The organism is Spirosoma pollinicola (genome assembly GCF_002831565.1).
Taxonomy (GTDB): domain Bacteria; phylum Bacteroidota; class Bacteroidia; order Cytophagales; family Spirosomataceae; genus Spirosoma; species Spirosoma pollinicola.
Map to the genome: position 1 here is coordinate 2,771,700 of NZ_CP025096.1, position 19,924 is coordinate 2,791,623.

Below are 19,924 nucleotides of genomic sequence, written 5' to 3' on the forward strand. Positions count from 1 at the left end.
ATCTCGCTTAACCAAATGATTCGAACGTATTTATTTTTCGTGAGTGCGCTGCTAATTCTGACAGCCGGTTTGGTTCATGGACAATCGGCTCAAAAAAAGCAGGCCGTTCCCGTTATTTTCGATACCGATATGGGCCCCGATTACGACGACGTAGGCGCCATTGCTATGCTTCACGCGTTTGCCGATGCCGGACAGGCTCGGATTCTGGCTACTATTGCCAGTACGAACTACTCCAACGTAACGCCGGTGCTGAGTGTGTTGAACACCTATTTTAACCGACCAGACATACCCATTGGTGTGCCAAAGGGAAAGGCCATTGGCGATAAAGACACGCAACACTGGTCTGATACGCTGGTGGCCCGCTATCCACACACTGTTCGGTCAAACGATGATAGGCCCGATGCCGTTGCTTTGTACCGTCAGATTCTGGCCAAACAACCCGATCGTAGTGTTACGGTTATTACGGTTGGCTTTCTAACAAATCTGGCCAATTTGCTGGACTCTAAACCCGACCAATACTCACCGCTGTCGGGGAAAGCGCTGGCGGCTAAAAAAATTAAACAGGTCGTCAGCATGGCGGGCAAGTTCCCGGCTGGTCGGGAGTACAACGTGTTTCGAGATACAGAGGCCTCAAAAATCGTGTTTACCAACTGGCCAACACCCATTTTAATGAGCGGTTTCGAAATTGGCGAGCAGATTCATTCGGGTCTGCCACTTACACAGAACAAAGCGATCAAAAATAGTCCTGTGAAAGATGTTTTTCGGATTTCATTGCCAAAATCGGCCGAAGATAAAAATGGTCGGATGAGCTGGGACCAGACCGCCGTGCTGGTTGGCGTTAGAGGATATGCGCCGTATTACACCGTTAAATCCGGTCGGTTGCTCATGAATGCCGATGGCTCGAATGGATGGGATGATGCTGGCAAAGGGCACCAGCATCTGGTCGTGAGGATGCCCGTTCCTGAAGTGGAAAAGCTGATTAATAACTTGATGCAGCATCAACCTGTAAAATAGAAATCGAAAAATACCACCCACTCACAAGGTATAAACCGAGTGATTTTAGCGTGGTCTGTGTTATCATTTAGTATGACAGATTCAGTAAAAGACGCGCTTCGTAAGGCAGCCATGTTTTGCGCTTATCAGGAGCGTACCCAGCAGGAAGTTCGTGATCGGCTGAAGGATTGGAGCGTTTTGGGGGATGATGCCGAAGAAGTAATTGCCGAATTGATTCAACAGAATTACCTGAACGAAGAGCGATTCGCCACAGCGTTTGCGGGCGGGAAATTCCGGGTAAAAGGATGGGGTAGGCGTAAGATCAAACAGCATTTGCAACAACGGGGAATATCGGGCTACAACTTGGAGCAAGCCATGAAGGAAATTGCCCCGGACGACTATCGGGGCACGCTCACGGACTTATTGGCAAAAAAACGGCAAACATTACGCGACAGCAACCCATTGGTAATTAAACAAAAACTAGTTCGATATGCGCTCAGTAAAGGCTACGAGCCGGACTTGATATTTGCTGTTTTGGGCGAAGAGTAACGCGGTTGGAAAGCCGCGATTGTATATTTAATTAATCGCGGCTTTCCAGCCGTGCTACTTTTGCCGCATGATTCCTCGCAAAGTTTCTATTGTTCTTATTAACTACAACTCCCACCAGTTCACATACGACTGCGTTGATTCGATTGTTGAAAAAACCGCAACCGCCGATCAAAACGGCGTTGATTATGAAATTATTATTGTTGATAACAACTCATCTTCCCAGGATTATGAATCCCTGAAGCCCATTGTAGACCCTACCCGACACAATGGGCTTCGGATAAAACTTATCCGCAGTCGAATTAATCTTGGTTTCTCGGGCGGCAACATGCTCGGCGTTCAATTCACCGATCCTCAGGCCGATTATTACTATTTTCTGAATAATGACTGTGTATTGCGAACAGATGTATGTAATCAATTAACTGCCTTTATGGACGCTACTCCCGATGCCGGTCTGTGCGGAGCGCAGATGTTTGCGGGCGATGGCTCCCGGCAGGTCACCTTCGGGTATTTGCCTACGTTAGGTAGTAAGATTCTGGGTCATGGCTTTGTGCGCATGATCAATCCGTCGCTTTATCCAAACGTTAGGCAGATCTATACAGGGCCGGTCCAGGTGCCGTTTGTTATGGGCAGCACGCTTTTCTTGCGGGCAACGGCTTTTAATCAACTTGGTGGATTCGATATTGCTCATTTTCTGTATGTTGAAGAAGAAGATCTTGCTAAGCGGCTTCTGCTACAAGGATTCACCTGTTATTTGGTGCCGCAGGCGGAATATGTGCATTTTACCGGCCAAAGTACGATTCGTAATTATGACGTAGAAAAGGAATATTACATCTCGCTCTTTCACTATTTCCGCAAATACCATTCCTGGCCCGAACGGATCTTATTCCGGGCGTATTACTTCATCAAGAATGGCCGAAAATTTCGCCGAGACCCCATTTATGGTCGATTGGCATGGTTTATTGGAAGGGGTAGCCCCATGCGTGAAAGCTTACGGTATAGGCAGTCAATTGGTCTATGAAAGAAGCCAGTAAGCTGTTTGTTAACTATTTAAGTACATTATGTTAATAAAGTGCGCATAAATAGTATTATTTTGTTAAAATTGTACCGCTAAAAAGTGCTGTATACGCCCAAATCAGTTAAAAATGTTCAATTACCTGAAAGAGTCATTTGCGCGAAAGAAAGCTCGTCGCGTTACGGCTAAATACCCATATGAAATTGACTCGTTTCAACTGGCAAAAGAAGGAACTGTACAGTTTGCTAATTGGAAAAACCCATTGATTCCGCCTAAAGCCATCACCCAGGCTGAGATAAACTTTTTTCGGAGGTTTGCTACGCCCGGTAGCTTCAGCATCGATGTAGGGGCTAATATTGGCGATACAACGGTGCCTATGGCCATTGCCGTGGGAAAAGATGGACTAACGTTAGGGTTTGAACCTAACCCTATGACTCACGAAATTCTGGACGCCAATGCCCAGTTGAATAAGACAAAGACCAATATTGTGCCCCTTGCCTATGCTGTTACTGAAGAAGAAGGCGAGTTCTTTTATTCGTCATCCGAAGCATCGTTTGGCAACGGCGGGGTATCGGCTAGTGCTGCTGAAGCCGACCAGCATGGAAAATTCAAACTGGAGAATAAGGTGAAGGGCATTAATTTAAATCGCTACCTAAACCAGTATTATAAAGCCTATTTGCCAAAACTATCCCTCATCAAGGTCGATGTAGAGGGGCATGATATCGATGTACTTCGGTCAATTTCGACATTGATAGATGAGTACAAGCCCACAATAATTGCTGAGTGCTTCAGTGAAGCAACGCTGGAGGAACGGGTTGATTTATACAATCTGGTAGCTAACCATAATTATACACTTTATTACTTCGGCGATTTTGATGAGAATACTGAAATAATAAAGCTGTCGGCACAGGACATGATTCGCTGGAAAAACTTCAATTTCTACGCGATACCAAATAAATAAGTTAGCGTCTGGCGCGGGCATTTGCCCGTGCCCATATATAAACGCGAGTATATACTCGCAATATTGACGGGCACGGGCAAATGCCCGCGCCAGACACTACTTAATCAACCCAAAAAACTCATAGAAATAAGCCGCTGGTTTAAGGTTAAGCCATTTCTCCCGGTTCTGAACCAGCTCATCATACGTTAGAGCCTGAATTTGATCGGGCGTAAACTCAAGTATAGATTCAGGTTTTTTGCGGGTTACAATACCCAAACCCTGATCAAAATCCAGTACAAACACGGTAAGATCGGGACGTTGACTGCGGAGGTGAATAATTGTTCGCCAAACATCGCCATTCCATTCACCCACTTCCCAGTCTTCAAATCGTCCGGCGGCACCAGCCGTTTTGGGATTGCAGTCGTGCATGATAATAACGCCATCGTCCTGCATATACTTAAGCGTGTTTTCAACATCACGTAGGGCAAACTGATACTCGTGCATGCCATCGACGAGAGCCAATTGAAGCTTTTTAGCCGTAAAAACCCGTTGGGCATCCTGCGCAAAAAAAGCGTCGCTGGTTTTCTCGAAATACTGATTATTGAAGTTGTAAGGATTAATAATCGCTTTCCCTAATCGACGGGTGGCGTCGAAGATGAACTTCGGATCGACCGCAACCTTGAAGGTGCTCTTGATGCGAAAGAAAATGTGGCCGTTTTCCACCCCGATTTCGAGGTAATTTTTCAGGTTTTTCTGACGCATTAGCGTCTGGATAACGTCTAGCCGATCCATTCAGGAAGTTTAGTGTCTATCTGATGTGTACGGATAGCGAGCTAAAATAGAAAAGTCCCGGTAGAGTGCAATCTATACCGGGACTTTTCTATTTGATGATGCCTTTGCTGGCTCTTAAAAATCAGCGTCAAATGTAATGCCTTTGGGTTCTTCGGCAACCTGAATGGGCATTGAGTTTTCGGCATCCTGTGGCTGCGAAGCGGCCGCTTTCATGGCCTTGAACTTCGACATTACTTCGCCCCGCTGGTATTCGCCAACGCGTTTTTCGAAGAAATTGGTTTTGCCCTGCAGCGAAATCATATCCATGAAATCGAAGGGGTTTGCTACATTATACAGTTTGCGCAGGCCAAGGGTAGTGAGCAGGTGATCGGCCACGAAAGCGATATACTGCTTCATCAGTTCGGCGTTCATGCCAATAAGCGATACCGGCAGCGCATCGGCTACGAACTCCTGCTCAATTTCGACCGCGTTACGAATGATGTCGTAAATCTCCGATTCCGGTAATTTATTGACAATATGGTCGGTATAAAGCATACACGCAAAATCGCGGTGCAGCCCTTCATCGCGTGAGATCAGCTCGTTCGAGAACGTCAGGCCGGGCATCATACCGCGCTTTTTAAGCCAGTAAATGGAGCAGAACGAACCCGAAAAGAAAATACCTTCGACCACAGCAAAGGCAATAAGCCGCTCGGCAAACGAACCGTTGTCAATCCAGCGCAGTGCCCACTCGGCTTTTTTCTGGACACACGGAATCGTGTCGATAGCGTTCAGGAGCCGGTCTTTTTCCGTCGCATCTTTAATGTAAGTGTCAATCAGCAGGGAATAGGTTTCAGAGTGGATATTCTCCATCATGATCTGGAACCCGTAGAAACACTTAGCCTCGGCATACTGCACCTCCGACAAGAAGTTTACGGCTAGGTTTTCGTTCACAATCCCGTCCGAAGCGGCAAAGAACGCCAGTACATGCGAAATGAAGTGGCGTTCGCCATCGTTGAGGCTGTTCCAGTCTTTCATATCCTGACCGAGGTCAATCTCTTCGGCTGTCCAGAACGAGGCTTCATGGGTTTTGTAGTACTCCCAAATGTCCCAGTGTTTAATGGGGAACAGCACGAAGCGGCCTTTGTCTTCTTCTAAAATCGGTTCAATTACATCAGTCTGTACCATGAATCTGGAATGCGTTGTTTTATGTAGATGTTCAACCGGGTAAATGGACTGAACGTATGTCTAAGCGATGAAAATCAGATTAACAAAATTAAGGTTTCTGGTCGCTTCTGCAAGCCTGAAGAGCAAGATAAATGGCATCAGAAAAAAGGTTAAATCTGACAAGCTTCAGATAGACAGTTAGTTAGGCTTGATGTATGTGAGTAAGTTTTTGGAATAGTTCCGTGTGATAGGCTGTAGTAAAACAAAAAACAAATTTGGCATATGACTAGGCGGTTGGGCTAAATCCTCGGGAAATAAGTAAAACTATTTTATCGGTCGTTAATTGCCTGTTGGAGCTGTTTAGAGTGGTTCGTTCCTCTGCAATGCTTTTAAGTAAAAGGTGATATTTAATCGATAGAATTTTATGTCGTCTGTCCCAAGCAACAGCTTCTTTTATCAGTTCGAGCGATAAAGAAATTTCTTTTTCAGAACTTTTGAAGGCGTGCGCATGAATTATTGGTGAAGTATCGTCCGGCATGTTTTCAAGTAGTTGAGGGGCATGTTCTATAACAAGCTCTATAACGTATAAGCCGGAGTTGATTTCACTCGTTGTAAGTCTATTAGTAGTTTGATCTTTCCACTGTCTAATTTTCTTTGCGATGTCAGATGAGATTTGCTGTTGATGAAACGTTAATTTATTTGTCAATCTGCCCCATTCACAAATCTGCTCCCAGACAATAGCTGGAATACTACACAACCAATTTGCATTGCTTAGTTGTTGTAATTTCTCTGTATCGTCGTCCGTCATCGACTTACGTATGGGCGGGTTTGCCGGATCAATCAGATCGGAATAAATTGAGCTAAGGTCAACAGGAAACTCTTTTCCGCGTAATTGCTTCCAGCAATCTTCTTTCTTAGCCCACTCTCCATAAAGTGCGCCCGTTGCACTGGCTTTGATAGCTTTTTCTACAGAAACCATCAAGTCATAAAGCAGAGCGCGAAGAGCATCAGAAATGCGTTGTTGTTTCCAAATTTTCAGTAAGTCCAGTCTTCCATTAAGAGTTCTGCTTAACCAAGCCAATGTGTAGGGAACCGTTACATAACGCAGGTCACCAATGGCTTTAGGTTGTCGACCATATACTTCTTCTGCGGTTCTGAATAGAACCGCTTTAGCAATTGAATCCTCAAAGAATACACTTGTTGGTTTTTGATCTTTAGTCTTCAAATTAGTCATGAAAATGCCATAATTCTTTTGACTACCGCGCACAACGTGCCAAGGCAATTCATTCCAGACGTTAACATATTTCGCGAGATCTTCTTTGACAAATAGTTGCTTGCGGGGGTTTTGCAACTCAAATTTTTTGCGATTTGCTGCACTAAATTCCCGTGCCAGCGCATTTTTGTATTGTGCCCGTGCCCGTTCGTAAAACCAATGAGTTTGATAGCTTTGCCCCGATTGTGCAGGTGTCCAGATAGTACGCGATAGTTTCTCCAGTTCGGTATGAAATGGGTTATTCGCGCTCAAATCTGATTCAGAAACCTTATTTTGCGTGTTGGCATAGCGCGAAATGTTGTTGACAATAGAACCAACATCATCGCGGGTTTTAATGACCGACAGTTTCATCTGCACATAAATTCCACTAACGTCCGCTTTGTCTTTACGATGCGTATAGAAAATGCTCGCCGTTGTTTGTCCACCATTTACGATCTGTAGACCTGTTAATGACTTTATAGCTCGATTATCAGGGGTTAACTCAACAGACTCGGCAGTGGCTGCAATGCCATTGTTATACGCCAGGAACATGTGTGGTTCCTTAAGAATCGTTTGTCGGATGCCCTTGTTTGTCCCCACTGTAAACTGTAAAAACGAACGTACATTCATTTCCAGTAAGCGCGCTCCGTACTCCTCGTATACGTTAGCTAGGATATCGCCCGGCACAGCGGCCAAGTAAGTTTCATACTGGTCATTACCAGTTGGAATCGGTAAACAGGGTAAACTTTTTCCGGTTCGCTGGACAAAATCAATAAAAATTGGGGTGGGTTCACCTTGTTCAATTCTGGCCAAATACCGGATGTCTATAATTCGATACGTAAGCAGCAGATCGGTTTTGTCTAAGCGATCGCTTTGTGAGGGCTCCACTGAACATTCGCCATCCGTCAAAATAAATAGATTAGCCCGTACCAATGCATTTCGATTGTGACAGATTTCTTTGGCAAAATCATAGGCCGATGCCGATTCGTCCATGTCCTGCCAGTACCCTTTAAAGGCGTTGTTCAGAAAACGGCGACACTGGTTAAATGCACTTGTAATCTCCTCCTTACCAATTCGTTGCGGCTCGTCATACCCCTTGTAAATGGTGACAAACAAATCAAGATTTTCGGCTCCCTCGCTAAGTGCATATCCGTTAATCTTATGCATCTTCTGACCGGCAGCATTCTCTTTCACATCACGGCACTCGCGGGCGTTTTCGGTGTCGCCAGTTGCCGACAGGTAGTCATCCAAAACAATGCTCGTAAATATTTCTTCCTTAAAACCGCCTTGTTCACCCGCTTCGGCGGTGGCATTGATTCGCTGACGGAGATCTGTGTAAAATTGAAGTAGCTGCGTTTGTTCGCGTTCGGTTGACATGGTGTAGTAAGGATAGAAATTTATAATTGGGCGAAAACATCGGCTGCTTCAACTTGAAAAGGCTGGCAAGCCACTAGGGCAATGGCGTAACGAACGGCACTTACCCCGGCAGGAAGGTGGTTAAGCTTTAACCGTGGAAATCCTTCACTTACCCGAAAAACCTGTTCAGTACGTAGCGTATACGTGGGCGTATCGTACGTATGACGATGAACGGGCTGATAACCAACCTGATAAAGTTTTAGACGAAACTGAGTTCGTAGCGTAGGCGATGCACTCAATTTGTTCAGCAACAAATCAACCAACTCGTTGAGTGATTGACCGCCATTAGGACGAACGTCCAGTGTAAGCAGCCAGAGCCACAAATGCGATAAGCCGCTATCATCTAATTGTCGTTCGTTACTGATTTGAATATGTTGCGGATTAACGGCAGATGTTGTTTTAAGCTCAACAGCCCGGTCGGAAAGCTGAAAATCGTGAATACTCCCGCCCGGTCCCGCCCAGGCAGTTAGGCAGTCAGCCGGATTGCTACCCGTATCGAGCCAGCGATTTAGAAACCATAACTCGCCAAATAAACCCTGTCGCTTTTCGACCGACAGGCCACCCGGCGATAGACTCTCAAATAAAGTCGTCCACTGTTCCAATCGGCCAAGCAATGCACTCAATACATTATTAGGCTCGGTTTCATCGGCGATTTGAGCAATCAAATCTTCGCAGACTACACCGAACAAATCAGCCTGTGTGGCATCTGTGAGCGTAATTAAAACCAGTTGGTGCCCAGGTCGGGCAGTGTCGCTTTCAACGTTAAGCGTGAGGCCATTTAGGGTTAACGGCTCCGTGACGACGGGTGCTGGCAGGCTTACGGCCAGCAAACGCTGCACTGTACTCGCGGTTCGACGAATACCGGCGAAAATATCAGGTTTTACTGATGCAGCATACCGACGATATAGTAGACCGGATGTGGCAGTCGTATCCGCTTCGAGATCAGTCCAGAGCGTTTCAATCTTCGTTGTCATCGGGCTCATCATCTGAAGCATCTTGGAGGTTGATGTAGTCTACCAATTGCTCGTGTACAGCGTAAGAAATTGCACTGTCATGATCGCTCGTTGGGAAACTGATTGCGTACCCAATAATGGCCGGACTGTCAACAGGTAGCTTAGCCCCTTCCGGGTCAAGGGTGTATAGTAGTAGTAGAGCGGTTTGTTTACTCCTGATTTTATCGTTAGTACGGACAATTTCACCATTTGGGTAGTCCGGTTCGCCTTTTTTCTTGTCTGCTTCTCGTTTGAGTGCTGTCAATCGCATGGCTTCGGCGTATTGCTCCGGTGTCAGGTCGATGAATTCGTGGTCGGGACTGATGATGTGCGATTTCTTAAGATAATAAATTCCGTCACCTGTGTTCTTATTATCAGCCGTTCGCAGAAGATTGCCCACTTTTACAAGTCGGCCACCAATTGAGTAATCTGTGGTTCGGTTGTGGTCAGGGTTTTTTCGTGCCATGAGGGCAACCGTCCAGCTTACAAGTTCGTTGTGGCCAAGTTGTGCTCCGATAAATTTAGCTATTGTTTGTGCGTTAGCTCGGTAAAGCGTTTTGGCCACCCGGTATTCGTTCAGAAATGCCACCACCGATACGGCCGGTACGCCCTCCCAAATGTAATTAGCCACTTTCATGCGGCTCTCTGGGCCAAGTCCCGCCACAAACCGGCGCGTTGCGTCAAGATTACTGTTGATAAGTTCAGGCTGAGTTTGGAACAGGTACGTTTCGACCAGACGCCCGGCAAAGGATAGCCGCATCTCAACGGCCCGGCGCATTTTATTAGCCGCCGTAACCTGTAGTACCCCATCATGCGTTTGCACACCCAAGGCGTATTCATCCGGTGTGCTGCGCATACTAGCCATTCGGTCGAACTCCGAGCGGAGGTCTTCCGATGCTTTGGTAATGTGGCAGAACCACTCATTCAGTTCGCGGCTAGTAAACAACCGACATAGATCTACAAAGCCGGGTCGGTAACCAAACCAGCGGCCCATCTGCATGAGGGTATCATACATTTTTGACGGACGCAGGAAATAGCTGACTGACAGCCCCTCAAGCGTTAGTCCGCGCGAGAGTTTGTCCCCCCCAATAGCGATTACGGACAGACCTTCTTTTTCTTCGTAGTAATCCAGAATGTCACCCGACCGACCGTTTATCTCTTTTACTTTTATGCGGGCCGCAGCCGGATACAAATGAGGTAATACGTCGGTCCAACTGTGAACCTGCATAGCCGGGTCAAGCGTCTGCAAAGGGGAGTTCAGAATACGCTGTGTAGTTGTCCTAAAAGACAGATAGCCGGGTGAATCCTGCTCAAATGTTTGACGCATCAAGGTCAAAACAATCGGGTCATTCTGATCTAGGCCACGCTTGTAATAAGCGAATACACTGTCTACTAACTCTGTGATCTGCTCCTGCCTAACATTGAAGCGGGTAACGTGAATTAACATGGAGTTATGTTTGCTTCCCTGCCCGCGCAGTCGCCGAATGGCACATACTAGAAGAAAGCACCGAATAGCTCGCTTCAATGATTCTGGAATGGCGTCGGGCAAGGGCGCTTCCCGCTCTTTTTCAGGCATAAACGACCCAGCATCATCGACCCGATGTACAATGGGAAGTGTATCATCTAAGGTGTCATCATCGCCTAATACATCAAACCCAAATACCTGTTCCGGGCCAATGTAGTTGGTAGGTGCTGGAAGATTGATAATAAAATCACGCGGGAAAAGCTGATCGGCGGCAATTGGTACAAAAATATTGGCAAAAGGAGTAGCCGTATAGCCCACGTAAGCACTCTTGTAGAACAGCCGCAGCACATCGCGGATTTGACCGTTGATTCGGGTGCCCTTGTCGGGGTCTTTATTGGTGTTAATCGAGGCATGATCGGCCTCATCGTCAATTAGTAACAGCGATTTGGACGCAATATATCGGTTTCCTTCTGCGTCGGTCTGTCCCTTTGACCGGAGCCAGGTGAGCAATGATTTAAGAACGCTGGGATTCTTCTTAACGACTAGCAGTATTGGCTCTCTTGTGTCAAAATTTGTAATGCCGGATGTTGCAAACGCTTTAGGCGTAAAATCGCCCAAATCATGACTTGATGTAATCGAATGAACGACTAAGCCTTTTCTAATCTGACTGACCCCGAATTCATGGGTCGCTTTATAATAATCACGCTCTGACTGCGTATCGAAACCCAGAAAGCCCTCGTCTAAACGCAGTTGGGTTTGGGCCCGCAGGTTGTTATGAACTCCCGCCAGCACGATTACCAACTTAAACCCGGCGTCAACCGCTTTACAGATTAGCCCTGTGTAGTTAGCCGTTTTGCCCGACTGCACTTGTCCTACTACCAACCCGCGCTTGTCTATTTTTACATCTGCTACACTCGGGTCGAAAAGCTGATCCACAATATCATCAGTCAACAGGTCGAGCCGACGCAGCGTATTGGGCGCAAACCCGTTGAAGTCTTCGAGATAACTTTCATACCGTTTCCAGAATGACCAGTCGATGGCTTCCCTGCGGGCGTTGAGCCATGGGCGACGCGAGTCTTTACCTTCCAGTGTAATCCAGCCTTCGGCTCGGATATTATAGAGAGTTTCTACCTCTTTAATCAGCATCTCCCGGTCGATATGACTAAACTGAGGAATGCCTAAAACTATGTTCACATTTTGATCAATAATATCACGGGTAAGCGACGTGTTGGTAGGCAGAAGCGTTCGTAACGTCCGTAAAGCATTTTGCATACAAAATCAGCAGGTAAGGGATTGAACGTACTCCGGAAAGAGTGAAAAGGGATGGATGCTAAAAATAAGATTGCGGGCTTCGTCGGGCGTTTTGCCTTTGGCGCACTGTGCCTGAAACATGGCCGATGCTGCTTGCTTTATGGGTTCATGGCTGACTTGCTCAAACGGCTGGGCTTGCTCTTCGGGAGACTCAGTTTCCCGAATCATAATCGAACGAATAGGAATCGTTTCTTCAACAAATTTTAGCAGGTTATTCAATGCCGAACCCGCGTCGGGATACTTGGCTATAAATGCTGTTACAAGCGGATGATGGCGATTGATTTCATAGTGCCGCTTGTCGTGGCGTTTACGTTCGAGCCATAATTCCTGGTGAGCAATCGGAATGCCGGGGTTGTTGATGCGCCCTACGTTTCTGTACACCGCTATAGCTTTGTCGCGTACCGCTTTAGCGAAGGTTTTTAATGGCCCTGCGCTTCCATAGGGTGGATGCGCCATCGACTTTTTAACGTCAATGTGCCAGTCTGTATCGAGCGTATTGGGGATGTCGACCTGAATGCGGGCTAGTTTTACATGTTCTTCTTTTTTGAACATGCCCAGCCAACTACCAGCTACTAAGAGTCTTTCGTTGCGGTATATATAAAAACCTTGCAGATCATTCCAGCCCCGGCTGCCACCCGCTTCGGCAAACTTATCCGTCGTTAATCGTTTGTGATATGGTAGTACGTAGCCTTTCACACTCACGGCCCCGTTTTGATAAAATTCTTCGCCACAGGGTTGTGCGCCGTCGGCTCCCTTCAGAAACGGGTCCCATGGTTTGATTGGGTTCTCATTGAAATAGAGTTTGAACCGGCCTCGCTCCAAAAACCGATGAAATACCATTGCTAAGTGTTGCTTTACCGTATCGGCAATACTCAGAAATTGGGCATGGGCTTTCTCGTCATTAGCAGGGGCATTGGTTACGACGCGGTCGAGCAGTTCCCAAAGTACAATAGTGCCACTTTTTTGCTGGTTCAGTAAAACGGGAAGACCATAAGCAGGCTCGGGCTTGACCAAATTCCAAAAGCCGGTGTCGGCTACGTAATCTAAATCCCATGCCCAATAGCAAACGCTGCTGCCTTCTGGTTTTGAGAAGACAGTTACCTTGCGGCACTGCGAAAACGAAGCTGTTTTTAAACCCAGTCCAAACCGGCCTAAATCGCTGGGGTCGCGAGGTTCGTTGGGGTTGCGGGAACCCGGACGAAGCGCCGTAACTAATTCGGCCTCCGACATGCCGTGACCACTGTCACGAATACTGATGTATGAACTGGCTCCCTGCCAAATGAAATCAACGTATATATCGTGAGCCCCCGCCGAAATAGAGTTATCAATAATATCGGCGACAGCGGTTTCAATTGTGTAGCCAATGTCACGAAGGGTTTCAATGAGTGCCGACGGGTTCGGCGGGGCTGGTTAAAAATGTGGGTCGTAGTATTCTTCCCGGAAGCCAATTTTCAACAAATGACCACCGAGGTAGTAATTTCCATTTTTTCGTAAATACGCCTTTCGAAGAGCGGGCGGTTGATTATCACGGCTGACAACTACATATGATTTCTTTACGTCAACCACAGTAAATGCTTGCCGGTCTGACCACAGTATAAGCGTAGCACCGTCACCAATTTTTGGATCAGCGGGTTTACTTTCAGCATACACGAGATTAGTTAGAGTGCCGTAAGTCATCTGTCGAAAAGATTTAGTCTGTATTCCAAAAATTCTTTCTTAGGTTGGTAAGACCGGGGTAGGTGTATAGGTTTGTACTCAAAGCGACCAAAAAAGTCATTATAGAATTCTTTATGCGAAGTCGCTTTTAGGCGTCTTGATATAAGAACTTTATAATCAGTGTCGATACAAATTAATCCCTTTTCATAAGCTCGATCATATAAATTAGATAAACATATTCCGTTCTGAGGATTTAATCGTTCTTTTTCATTTTCAGCCCAGGGAATAATATGACCAGCCACTAAAAGTTCAGGTGTATTTATGCCTGAAATCGCACATTTACTTGCATAAGTTTTTAGAATCATCTTCCGAAAAACGTTCTGATTTATTCTGGTTTTTACATTCCTTACTATATAATCACCTTTCAGATCAGAAACTTGAAAATCTACATCAGAGTCTGATTCTTCAATACGTTTATCTTGGTATTCAGAAAGCTTACGTTCGCTTTCATAAGTTAAATCTTCTTGATTGCTCAAAAACTCATCCCATATGGGTTTTACTTGTCCCGCGCCCTCCTCTAATCCAATTATGCCATTTTGTTTATTGTATGGATCGGTGAAAGCAAAATTGTTTAATTTCATTGCAACAGAGCTCTCACTTTTTCCAATCAATTTTGCCAGTTTTTTTATTTCCTCATTGGTTAGATTAAGTTCACCAGGTGGAAGTTTCAAGTACAAATTAAACACAGACAAAAGTTGAGCTCGATTCCATTGTTCGGATACAGTATTATAAGTTACATCGGAATAATACTCGTTTAAGTGAAATATAAACTTACTTGGATACTTAGCTTTCACCTCTACATCTATAACTTCTATTCTGCCAAAATATATAAAATTGGTGTGATGAATTGCTCTAAAAAATAGGTGTATTTCTTGTCCGTTAGACCTGGCATGAACCATTCTTTCTTCGGCAAAATGATCGTTTGGGCCTTCCCAGTGCAAATATTCGTCTAATAATTTATCTGCGTATTGTTCTGAAGAGCCTTGTTTTTCAGCCGTGACGAACAGGATTATCTTTGAATCACCTTTGGGAGTTACTACACCGCGAGCCAAAGCCTGATATGCGGCATATCCCCAAACTTCTGCTAAGAATTTGCGGGAGTATTCTTCGCCAATCTTTATTAAATCAAAGGAAACAGGCATTTACTGGAATGATAGTGGGATGTTTTTTTACATTTTGACATGTCGCATCCTTCGTTTTACGATTCAACTCACACTCAAATATGGTTATAATTCTCCAGCCTTCGGCTACTAATTTGGCTTGATTTTCGGTGTCACGGCGTTTATTTCCATTGATTTTATCAAGCCACCATTCGGTACGGGTCTTAGGGACAACAAAGTAGCGACAACCGTCGTGGCCGTGAAAAAAACGGCCATGCACGAAAATTGCCGTTTTGTACTTGGGTAGCACTACGTCGGGCTTACCGGGCAGTCTTTTATCGTGAAGTCGATAACGGAAACCATGTGCATGAAGAAACTTGCGGACAATAAGCTCTGGTTTTGTGTCTTTGCTTCTTACCCGAGACATATTGTAACTACGCTGCTCAGGTGTGTGTACGTCGGTCATTGAAAAGGGCGTTGAGTTGGTCTGCCTATAACAAGATCAGCCCGCCCTTTGTCTCACAACCACCGCTTCACCCCGCCATGATGCGAACAGGTGCCACGCCTTGACTGGCTGAAACTATACGAATTATCCCGGCATTGAGCTGTTGCTCCGGCCCGTGGAGCGGTATAAAAGGTTGGCGACTGAACCCGATTGCCCTCGCTGTTGGTGTAATAATGGGTTGAACCAGATGATGGGCGAGCCGGGCGATGGGCGCGATGATGACGAACAGAGGTTCGAGAACGGTGAGCAGGTGTTTGCGCTTCGGCAATTCCCAAAACAGCGTTGATCAGGAAAACAGTCGCAAGGGTCAGGAAGCGAAGGTGGTGGCCCATGAAAGTGAAAATGTTGAGGGAGAGTAGGACTGGTTTACCAGATTACATCTACTACATCACTATAGCGACTAAATTTTTCATCTGCCAAGATAATTGGTATTCGTTCCGCTAGAGCCGTAGCCAGAATCAATCTATCGAAGGGATCTCGATGGTCTTCAAAAAATGGCACCTGATCATAAGCCAATAAATGATCGTTCGTGATGGGTAGTATCTCAATTGCCTCGTTCTTGCAATCTAAAATCAACCCTGCCAGCCCGCGCCTGAGATTTAATCGACCACCAATTTTCAGTTTGATAGCCACTTCAAATAAGCTGATTCGCCTAACATAAATTTCATTTTCAGAGTCGCTAATTCGGGCATATATCTCCTTTGTGAGCCGCTTATTGCCTTCTAAAAATCATATAATTATCTGTGTATCGATCAGTAGCCGCATTACATATATTCATTTAGATCATCTAGCGGCTCGTTGAATTCATCTGACATCCAGACTTCCCCTTTCATGCTCCCACCTTCCCGTTTTTTTATCTGATTTAGTTGAGAAGGTGAACTCTCCTCCAAAAACGTCACGATTACTTTTGTTCGTTTTTGAACGGGGGGGACTTCATCCCAGATAATCTGGACATTGTCATAAATACCTTTTATTGCAGTAAGCATAACCAATATGTTTTTAGTAAATTAATCAATCTGTGTCTACTTAAGCTGCCAGCAAGCTTTCTGCCGGAATGTGTAACTGTTGAAACAGGGTTTTTATCATTTTCAAAGTTAGGGGGCGTTTGCGGTTCAATACTTCTGATAGACGATTTTTGCCTCCCAATAAAGCCGCTAACTCTTTTGAGGACAAACCTAACTCATCGGCCTGATAACGAATGGCATCAATAGGGTCGGGGGGTAGAATTGGTGTTGTTTTGTTTTCATAATCATCTGCTAAGATTGACAGAACTTCCAGCAAATCGGCTTCTGGTGAGTTAGGCGGACAATCCAGTAACTGATCAATCTGCCTCATCACCTGAGCATAATGTTCGGTGCTCTTAATAGGCTTAATTATCGTTTCGCTCATGGTTTCAGAGAGTTTGTATGTCATTTATGGCATCATATTCTTTATGGTTACCAATGAACCGAATATATGCAACTTGAATATCGTATCGAAAGAAGATAATCAGACAGTATTTGTTTTTACAAATGTTGAAGACTATCCGACCGTTACCTACAGTATCTGCACCGTTAAAACCATTAATAACGTCATTAGGAGTATTACAGTCGTTCTTGCTGATTTTGGTATACCAAAATCGTAAACCTGTTTCAGCATCGGGATTCTGTTCCCAAAATTCTCGCGAAGTACCTTTGGCAATGATTCGCATTGGACAATCGTATTGAATTAGTTTCGTGTTCCCAAATCTGGAACAATCCTTTGAAAGCAGTCTGATTTCCCGGAAACTACCCCAGCCTGTTTTACGTTGTTCTTTAGAATAAGCCAACCGAACGTGACAGAAGAAAAAACAGTCGAGCGTCAGCCCGGACTTACTGATATTGACCTCACAGGCTACGACCAGATTGAAGTGCTGGGTGCCCGCGAACACAACCTCAAAAACATTGACGTCGTTATTCCCCGTAACAAACTGGTGGTCGTAACGGGTATCAGCGGAAGCGGCAAATCGTCGCTGGCCTTCGATACCATTTATGCCGAAGGTCAACGGCGATACATGGAGAGTTTTTCGGCCTATGCCCGCTCGTTTATCGGCGACATGGAGCGGCCCGATGTCGACAAGATCAACGGCCTGAGTCCGGTGATTTCCATCGAGCAGAAAACAACGTCTAAAAACCCTCGCTCAACGGTTGGGACGACTACTGAAATCTACGACTTTCTGCGTTTGCTCTACGCCCGTGCGGGTGAAGCGTATTCGTACGTAACGGGCCGCAAAATGGAACGGCAGTCGCAGGACCAAATTATCGACACGATTCTGGGGCAATACGAAGGCCAGAAAATAACGCTGCTGGCCCCCATCATCCGAAGCCGAAAAGGACATTACCGCGAACTATTCGTGCAGATTGCCAAAACGGGTTATACCAAAGTGCGGGTCGATGGCGCGGTGCAGGACATCGTGCCGAAAATGCAGCTGGACCGCTACAAAATCCACGATATCGAAATTGTTATTGACCGGCTGGTCCCTAAAACGGAAGATCGGTATCGGCTCAGTCAGTCGATTCAAACGGCTATGAAGCAGGGCAAAGGAGCCATGCAAATGCTGGACGGCGAAGGGAAATTGATTTATTTCTCCCAGAACCTGATGGACCCCGAATCGGGGATTAGTTACGACGAACCATCGCCAAACTCGTTCTCGTTCAACTCGCCCTATGGAGCCTGTCCGGTTTGTAACGGCCTGGGTGTAGTTGAAGAAATCACGGAAGAATCGGTTATTCCCGATAAATCGCTGAGTATCAGTCGGGGAGCTATTGCCCCGCTGGGTGAATACCGTGAACTGTGGATTTTTAAGGAGATTGAAGCGATTCTGAAAAAATACAAACTCAATCTCACCACGCCGGTTGTCAAGTTTCCCGAAGAGTTGCTCCACGCGCTCATGTACGGAACGGAAGAAGAAGCCACGGTTCCGTCGAAAAAGTATGTCGGTGAGGATTATTACAGCTTCAAATTCGAAGGCATTGTCAACTTCCTGAAACGTCAGCAGGAAAACAGTACCGACAAAATTCAGGAGTGGCTAAAGGATTTTATGGTCGTGAAAAAATGCCCCGAATGCGAGGGCGCACGGCTAAAGAAAGAGTCGCTGTTCTTTAAGGTCGCCGAGAAAAACATCTCTGAACTGGCCCGGATGGATATTTCGGAACTGACCGAGTGGTTTGAGGACGTAGAGAGCCGCATGACCAACCGGCAGAATATTATCGGAAAAGAGATCCTCAAAGAGATTCGCAAACGCATCGGTTTCCTGCTCGACATTGGTCTCGACTACCTGACGCTCGATCGTCCCCTACGGACATTGTCGGGGGGCGAAGCACAGCGTATCCGGCTGGCTACCCAAATCGGGACGCAGTTGGTGGGCGTGCTGTACATCATGGACGAACCGAGTATCGGTTTGCACCAGCGCGACAACGTGAAGCTGATCGACTCGCTGAAAAACCTGCGCGATTTGGGAAACACCGTTCTGGTTGTTGAGCACGATAAAGACATGATGCTCGAATCGGACTTTATACTTGATATTGGTCCCGGTGCCGGGCGGCATGGCGGTCAGGTCGTCAACCAGGGAACACCTGAAGAGTTCTTGAAAAATCAGTATGTTGGCGTTGCGGGAAGCAGCACCACCGCCGATTACCTAAGCGGTCGGCGGGCCATTGAGGTGCCCAAAGAACGCCGGAAAGGAAATGGTAAATTTCTGGTCATCAAGAATGCAACGGGGCACAACTTGAAAAATGTAACGTTGCGTTTGCCGCTTGGCCGTATGGTCACCATTACGGGCGTTTCGGGTAGCGGCAAGTCATCGCTCATTCACGAAACCTTGTTTCCAATTCTGAACCGGCATTTTTTTAGATCGAAGCGCGAATCCTTGCCGTTCAAATCGGTTGACGGACTGGAACATCTGGACAAAGTGATCGAGGTCGACCAGTCGCCCATTGGCCGGACGCCCCGTTCGAATCCAGCCACTTACACGGGTATGTTCTCGGAAATCAGGACGTTGTTTGCGGAGTTACCCGAAGCGAAAATTCGGGGCTACAAACCCGGTCGGTTCTCGTTCAACGTGAAAGGTGGGCGATGTGAAGACTGCGAAGGCGCGGGGATGAAGAAGATTGAAATGGAATTTCTGCCCGATGTTCACGTCATGTGCGAAACCTGCAAAGGCAAACGCTTTAACCGCGAAACCCTGGAAGTCCGGTTCAAAGGCAAATCCATTGCCGATGTCCTCGATATGACCGTTGAACAAGCGCTGGATTTCTTCGCCAGTCAGCCCAAAATTCTGCGCAAGGTAACGACGATGAACGACGTTGGTCTGGGCTACATTACCCTTGGCCAACATGCCACCACGCTATCGGGAGGAGAAGCCCAACGGGTAAAACTTGCCGAAGAATTGTCGAAGAAAGACACAGGTAAAACGCTTTACATTCTCGATGAGCCAACTACTGGTCTGCATTTTCAGGACATAGCGCACCTGCTCGATGTATTGAACAAACTCGCCGACAAGGGCAATACGGTACTGATTATCGAACACAATCTGGACGTGATTAAAGTATCCGACCACCTTATCGACCTCGGTCCTGAGGGCGGTAATAAGGGCGGTTACATCATCGCCGAAGGCTCTCCCGAAAAGGTGGCTGAGGTGAAAGGAAGCTACACCGGCAAGTTTTTGAAGATGGAGCTGGCGGGTTAGTGAGCCGCAAAATCTGTTATCTTCGCCGGTACT

19 protein-coding genes are annotated in these 19,924 nt (G+C 46.3%); 5 read left to right on the forward strand and 14 right to left on the reverse strand.

The window, feature by feature from the left end:
* Nucleotides 1-15: 15 nt before the first annotated feature.
* From CWM47_RS11650 to CWM47_RS11665, 4 genes are all read left to right on the forward strand, one after another.
* Entirely contained in the window at nt 16-1,014 is a 999-nt protein-coding gene (locus CWM47_RS11650) for a nucleoside hydrolase (protein WP_100988140.1), read from the forward strand.
* A 72-nt stretch (nt 1,015-1,086) separates the two neighbouring features.
* Entirely contained in the window at nt 1,087-1,542 is a 456-nt protein-coding gene (locus CWM47_RS11655; protein WP_100993840.1) for a regulatory protein RecX, read from the forward strand.
* A 67-nt stretch (nt 1,543-1,609) separates the two neighbouring features.
* The gene (locus tag CWM47_RS11660) at nt 1,610-2,560 is read left to right on the forward strand and encodes a glycosyltransferase (protein WP_100988141.1); all 951 of its coding nucleotides are present in this window, start codon (nt 1,610-1,612) and stop codon (nt 2,558-2,560) included.
* Nucleotides 2,561-2,684: 124 nt separating this feature from the next.
* Nucleotides 2,685-3,515 carry an FkbM family methyltransferase gene (locus CWM47_RS11665; protein WP_100988142.1) on the forward strand — a complete coding sequence of 277 codons (831 nt, stop codon included), beginning with the start codon at nt 2,685-2,687 and terminating at the stop codon, nt 3,513-3,515.
* 96 nt (nt 3,516-3,611) lie between these two features.
* Here the strand turns inward: CWM47_RS11665 and CWM47_RS11670 are convergent, their stop codons facing one another.
* The 14 genes from CWM47_RS11670 to CWM47_RS11735 form a co-directional block, all read right to left on the reverse strand.
* Entirely contained in the window at nt 3,612-4,286 is a 675-nt protein-coding gene (locus CWM47_RS11670) for a class I SAM-dependent methyltransferase (protein ID WP_100988143.1), read from the reverse strand.
* Between the two features lie 114 nt (nt 4,287-4,400).
* Nucleotides 4,401-5,450: a ribonucleotide-diphosphate reductase subunit beta gene (locus CWM47_RS11675; protein WP_100988144.1), complete on the reverse strand. Its 1,050-nt coding sequence runs from the start codon at nt 5,448-5,450 to the stop codon at nt 4,401-4,403.
* Nucleotides 5,451-5,715: 265 nt separating this feature from the next.
* Entirely contained in the window at nt 5,716-8,058 is a 2,343-nt protein-coding gene (locus CWM47_RS11680; RefSeq protein WP_100988145.1) for an AIPR family protein, read from the reverse strand.
* 20 nt (nt 8,059-8,078) lie between these two features.
* Nucleotides 8,079-9,071 (reverse strand): PD-(D/E)XK motif protein, encoded by a 993-nt coding sequence (locus CWM47_RS11685; RefSeq protein WP_157815950.1) that lies wholly within the window; start codon nt 9,069-9,071, stop codon nt 8,079-8,081.
* The gene (locus tag CWM47_RS11690) at nt 9,055-11,826 is read right to left on the reverse strand and encodes a Z1 domain-containing protein (RefSeq protein WP_100988147.1); all 2,772 of its coding nucleotides are present in this window, start codon (nt 11,824-11,826) and stop codon (nt 9,055-9,057) included. Before CWM47_RS11690 ends, CWM47_RS11685 begins: the two co-directional genes overlap by 17 nt.
* A gap of 6 nt (nt 11,827-11,832) precedes the next feature.
* Nucleotides 11,833-13,248: an ATP-binding protein gene (locus tag CWM47_RS11695; RefSeq protein ID WP_100988148.1), complete on the reverse strand. Its 1,416-nt coding sequence runs from the start codon at nt 13,246-13,248 to the stop codon at nt 11,833-11,835.
* Between the two features lie 27 nt (nt 13,249-13,275).
* Nucleotides 13,276-13,542 (reverse strand): hypothetical protein, encoded by a 267-nt coding sequence (locus CWM47_RS11700; protein WP_100988149.1) that lies wholly within the window; start codon nt 13,540-13,542, stop codon nt 13,276-13,278.
* Complete coding sequence (locus CWM47_RS11705; RefSeq protein ID WP_240625856.1) at nt 13,539-14,723, reverse strand: HNH endonuclease; 1,185 nt, start codon at nt 14,721-14,723, stop codon at nt 13,539-13,541. The genes CWM47_RS11700 and CWM47_RS11705 overlap by 4 nt, the downstream gene beginning before the upstream one ends.
* Nucleotides 14,707-15,147: a very short patch repair endonuclease gene (locus CWM47_RS11710; protein WP_100988150.1), complete on the reverse strand. Its 441-nt coding sequence runs from the start codon at nt 15,145-15,147 to the stop codon at nt 14,707-14,709. Before CWM47_RS11710 ends, CWM47_RS11705 begins: the two co-directional genes overlap by 17 nt.
* A gap of 53 nt (nt 15,148-15,200) precedes the next feature.
* Nucleotides 15,201-15,518 (reverse strand): DUF3761 domain-containing protein, encoded by a 318-nt coding sequence (locus CWM47_RS11715; protein WP_100988151.1) that lies wholly within the window; start codon nt 15,516-15,518, stop codon nt 15,201-15,203.
* A 34-nt stretch (nt 15,519-15,552) separates the two neighbouring features.
* On the reverse strand, nt 15,553-15,882 hold the full coding sequence (locus CWM47_RS11720) for a type II toxin-antitoxin system VapC family toxin (protein WP_100988152.1): 330 nt from the start codon (nt 15,880-15,882) through the stop codon (nt 15,553-15,555).
* 68 nt (nt 15,883-15,950) lie between these two features.
* Nucleotides 15,951-16,172, reverse strand: coding sequence for a DUF2281 domain-containing protein (locus tag CWM47_RS11725; RefSeq protein ID WP_100988153.1), 222 nt, complete (start codon nt 16,170-16,172; stop codon nt 15,951-15,953).
* Between the two features lie 40 nt (nt 16,173-16,212).
* A complete protein-coding gene (locus CWM47_RS11730) occupies nt 16,213-16,575 on the reverse strand; it encodes a helix-turn-helix domain-containing protein (protein WP_100988154.1) in 363 nt (120 codons plus the stop codon).
* Nucleotides 16,576-16,579: 4 nt separating this feature from the next.
* Nucleotides 16,580-16,876, reverse strand: coding sequence for a type II toxin-antitoxin system HigB family toxin (locus CWM47_RS11735; protein ID WP_100988155.1), 297 nt, complete (start codon nt 16,874-16,876; stop codon nt 16,580-16,582).
* 123 nt (nt 16,877-16,999) lie between these two features.
* On the opposite strand from CWM47_RS11735, the gene uvrA reads away from it, so the two are divergent.
* The gene (gene uvrA, locus CWM47_RS11740; RefSeq protein ID WP_100988156.1) at nt 17,000-19,891 is read left to right on the forward strand and encodes an excinuclease ABC subunit UvrA; all 2,892 of its coding nucleotides are present in this window, start codon (nt 17,000-17,002) and stop codon (nt 19,889-19,891) included.
* Nucleotides 19,892-19,924: the final 33 nt, after the last annotated feature.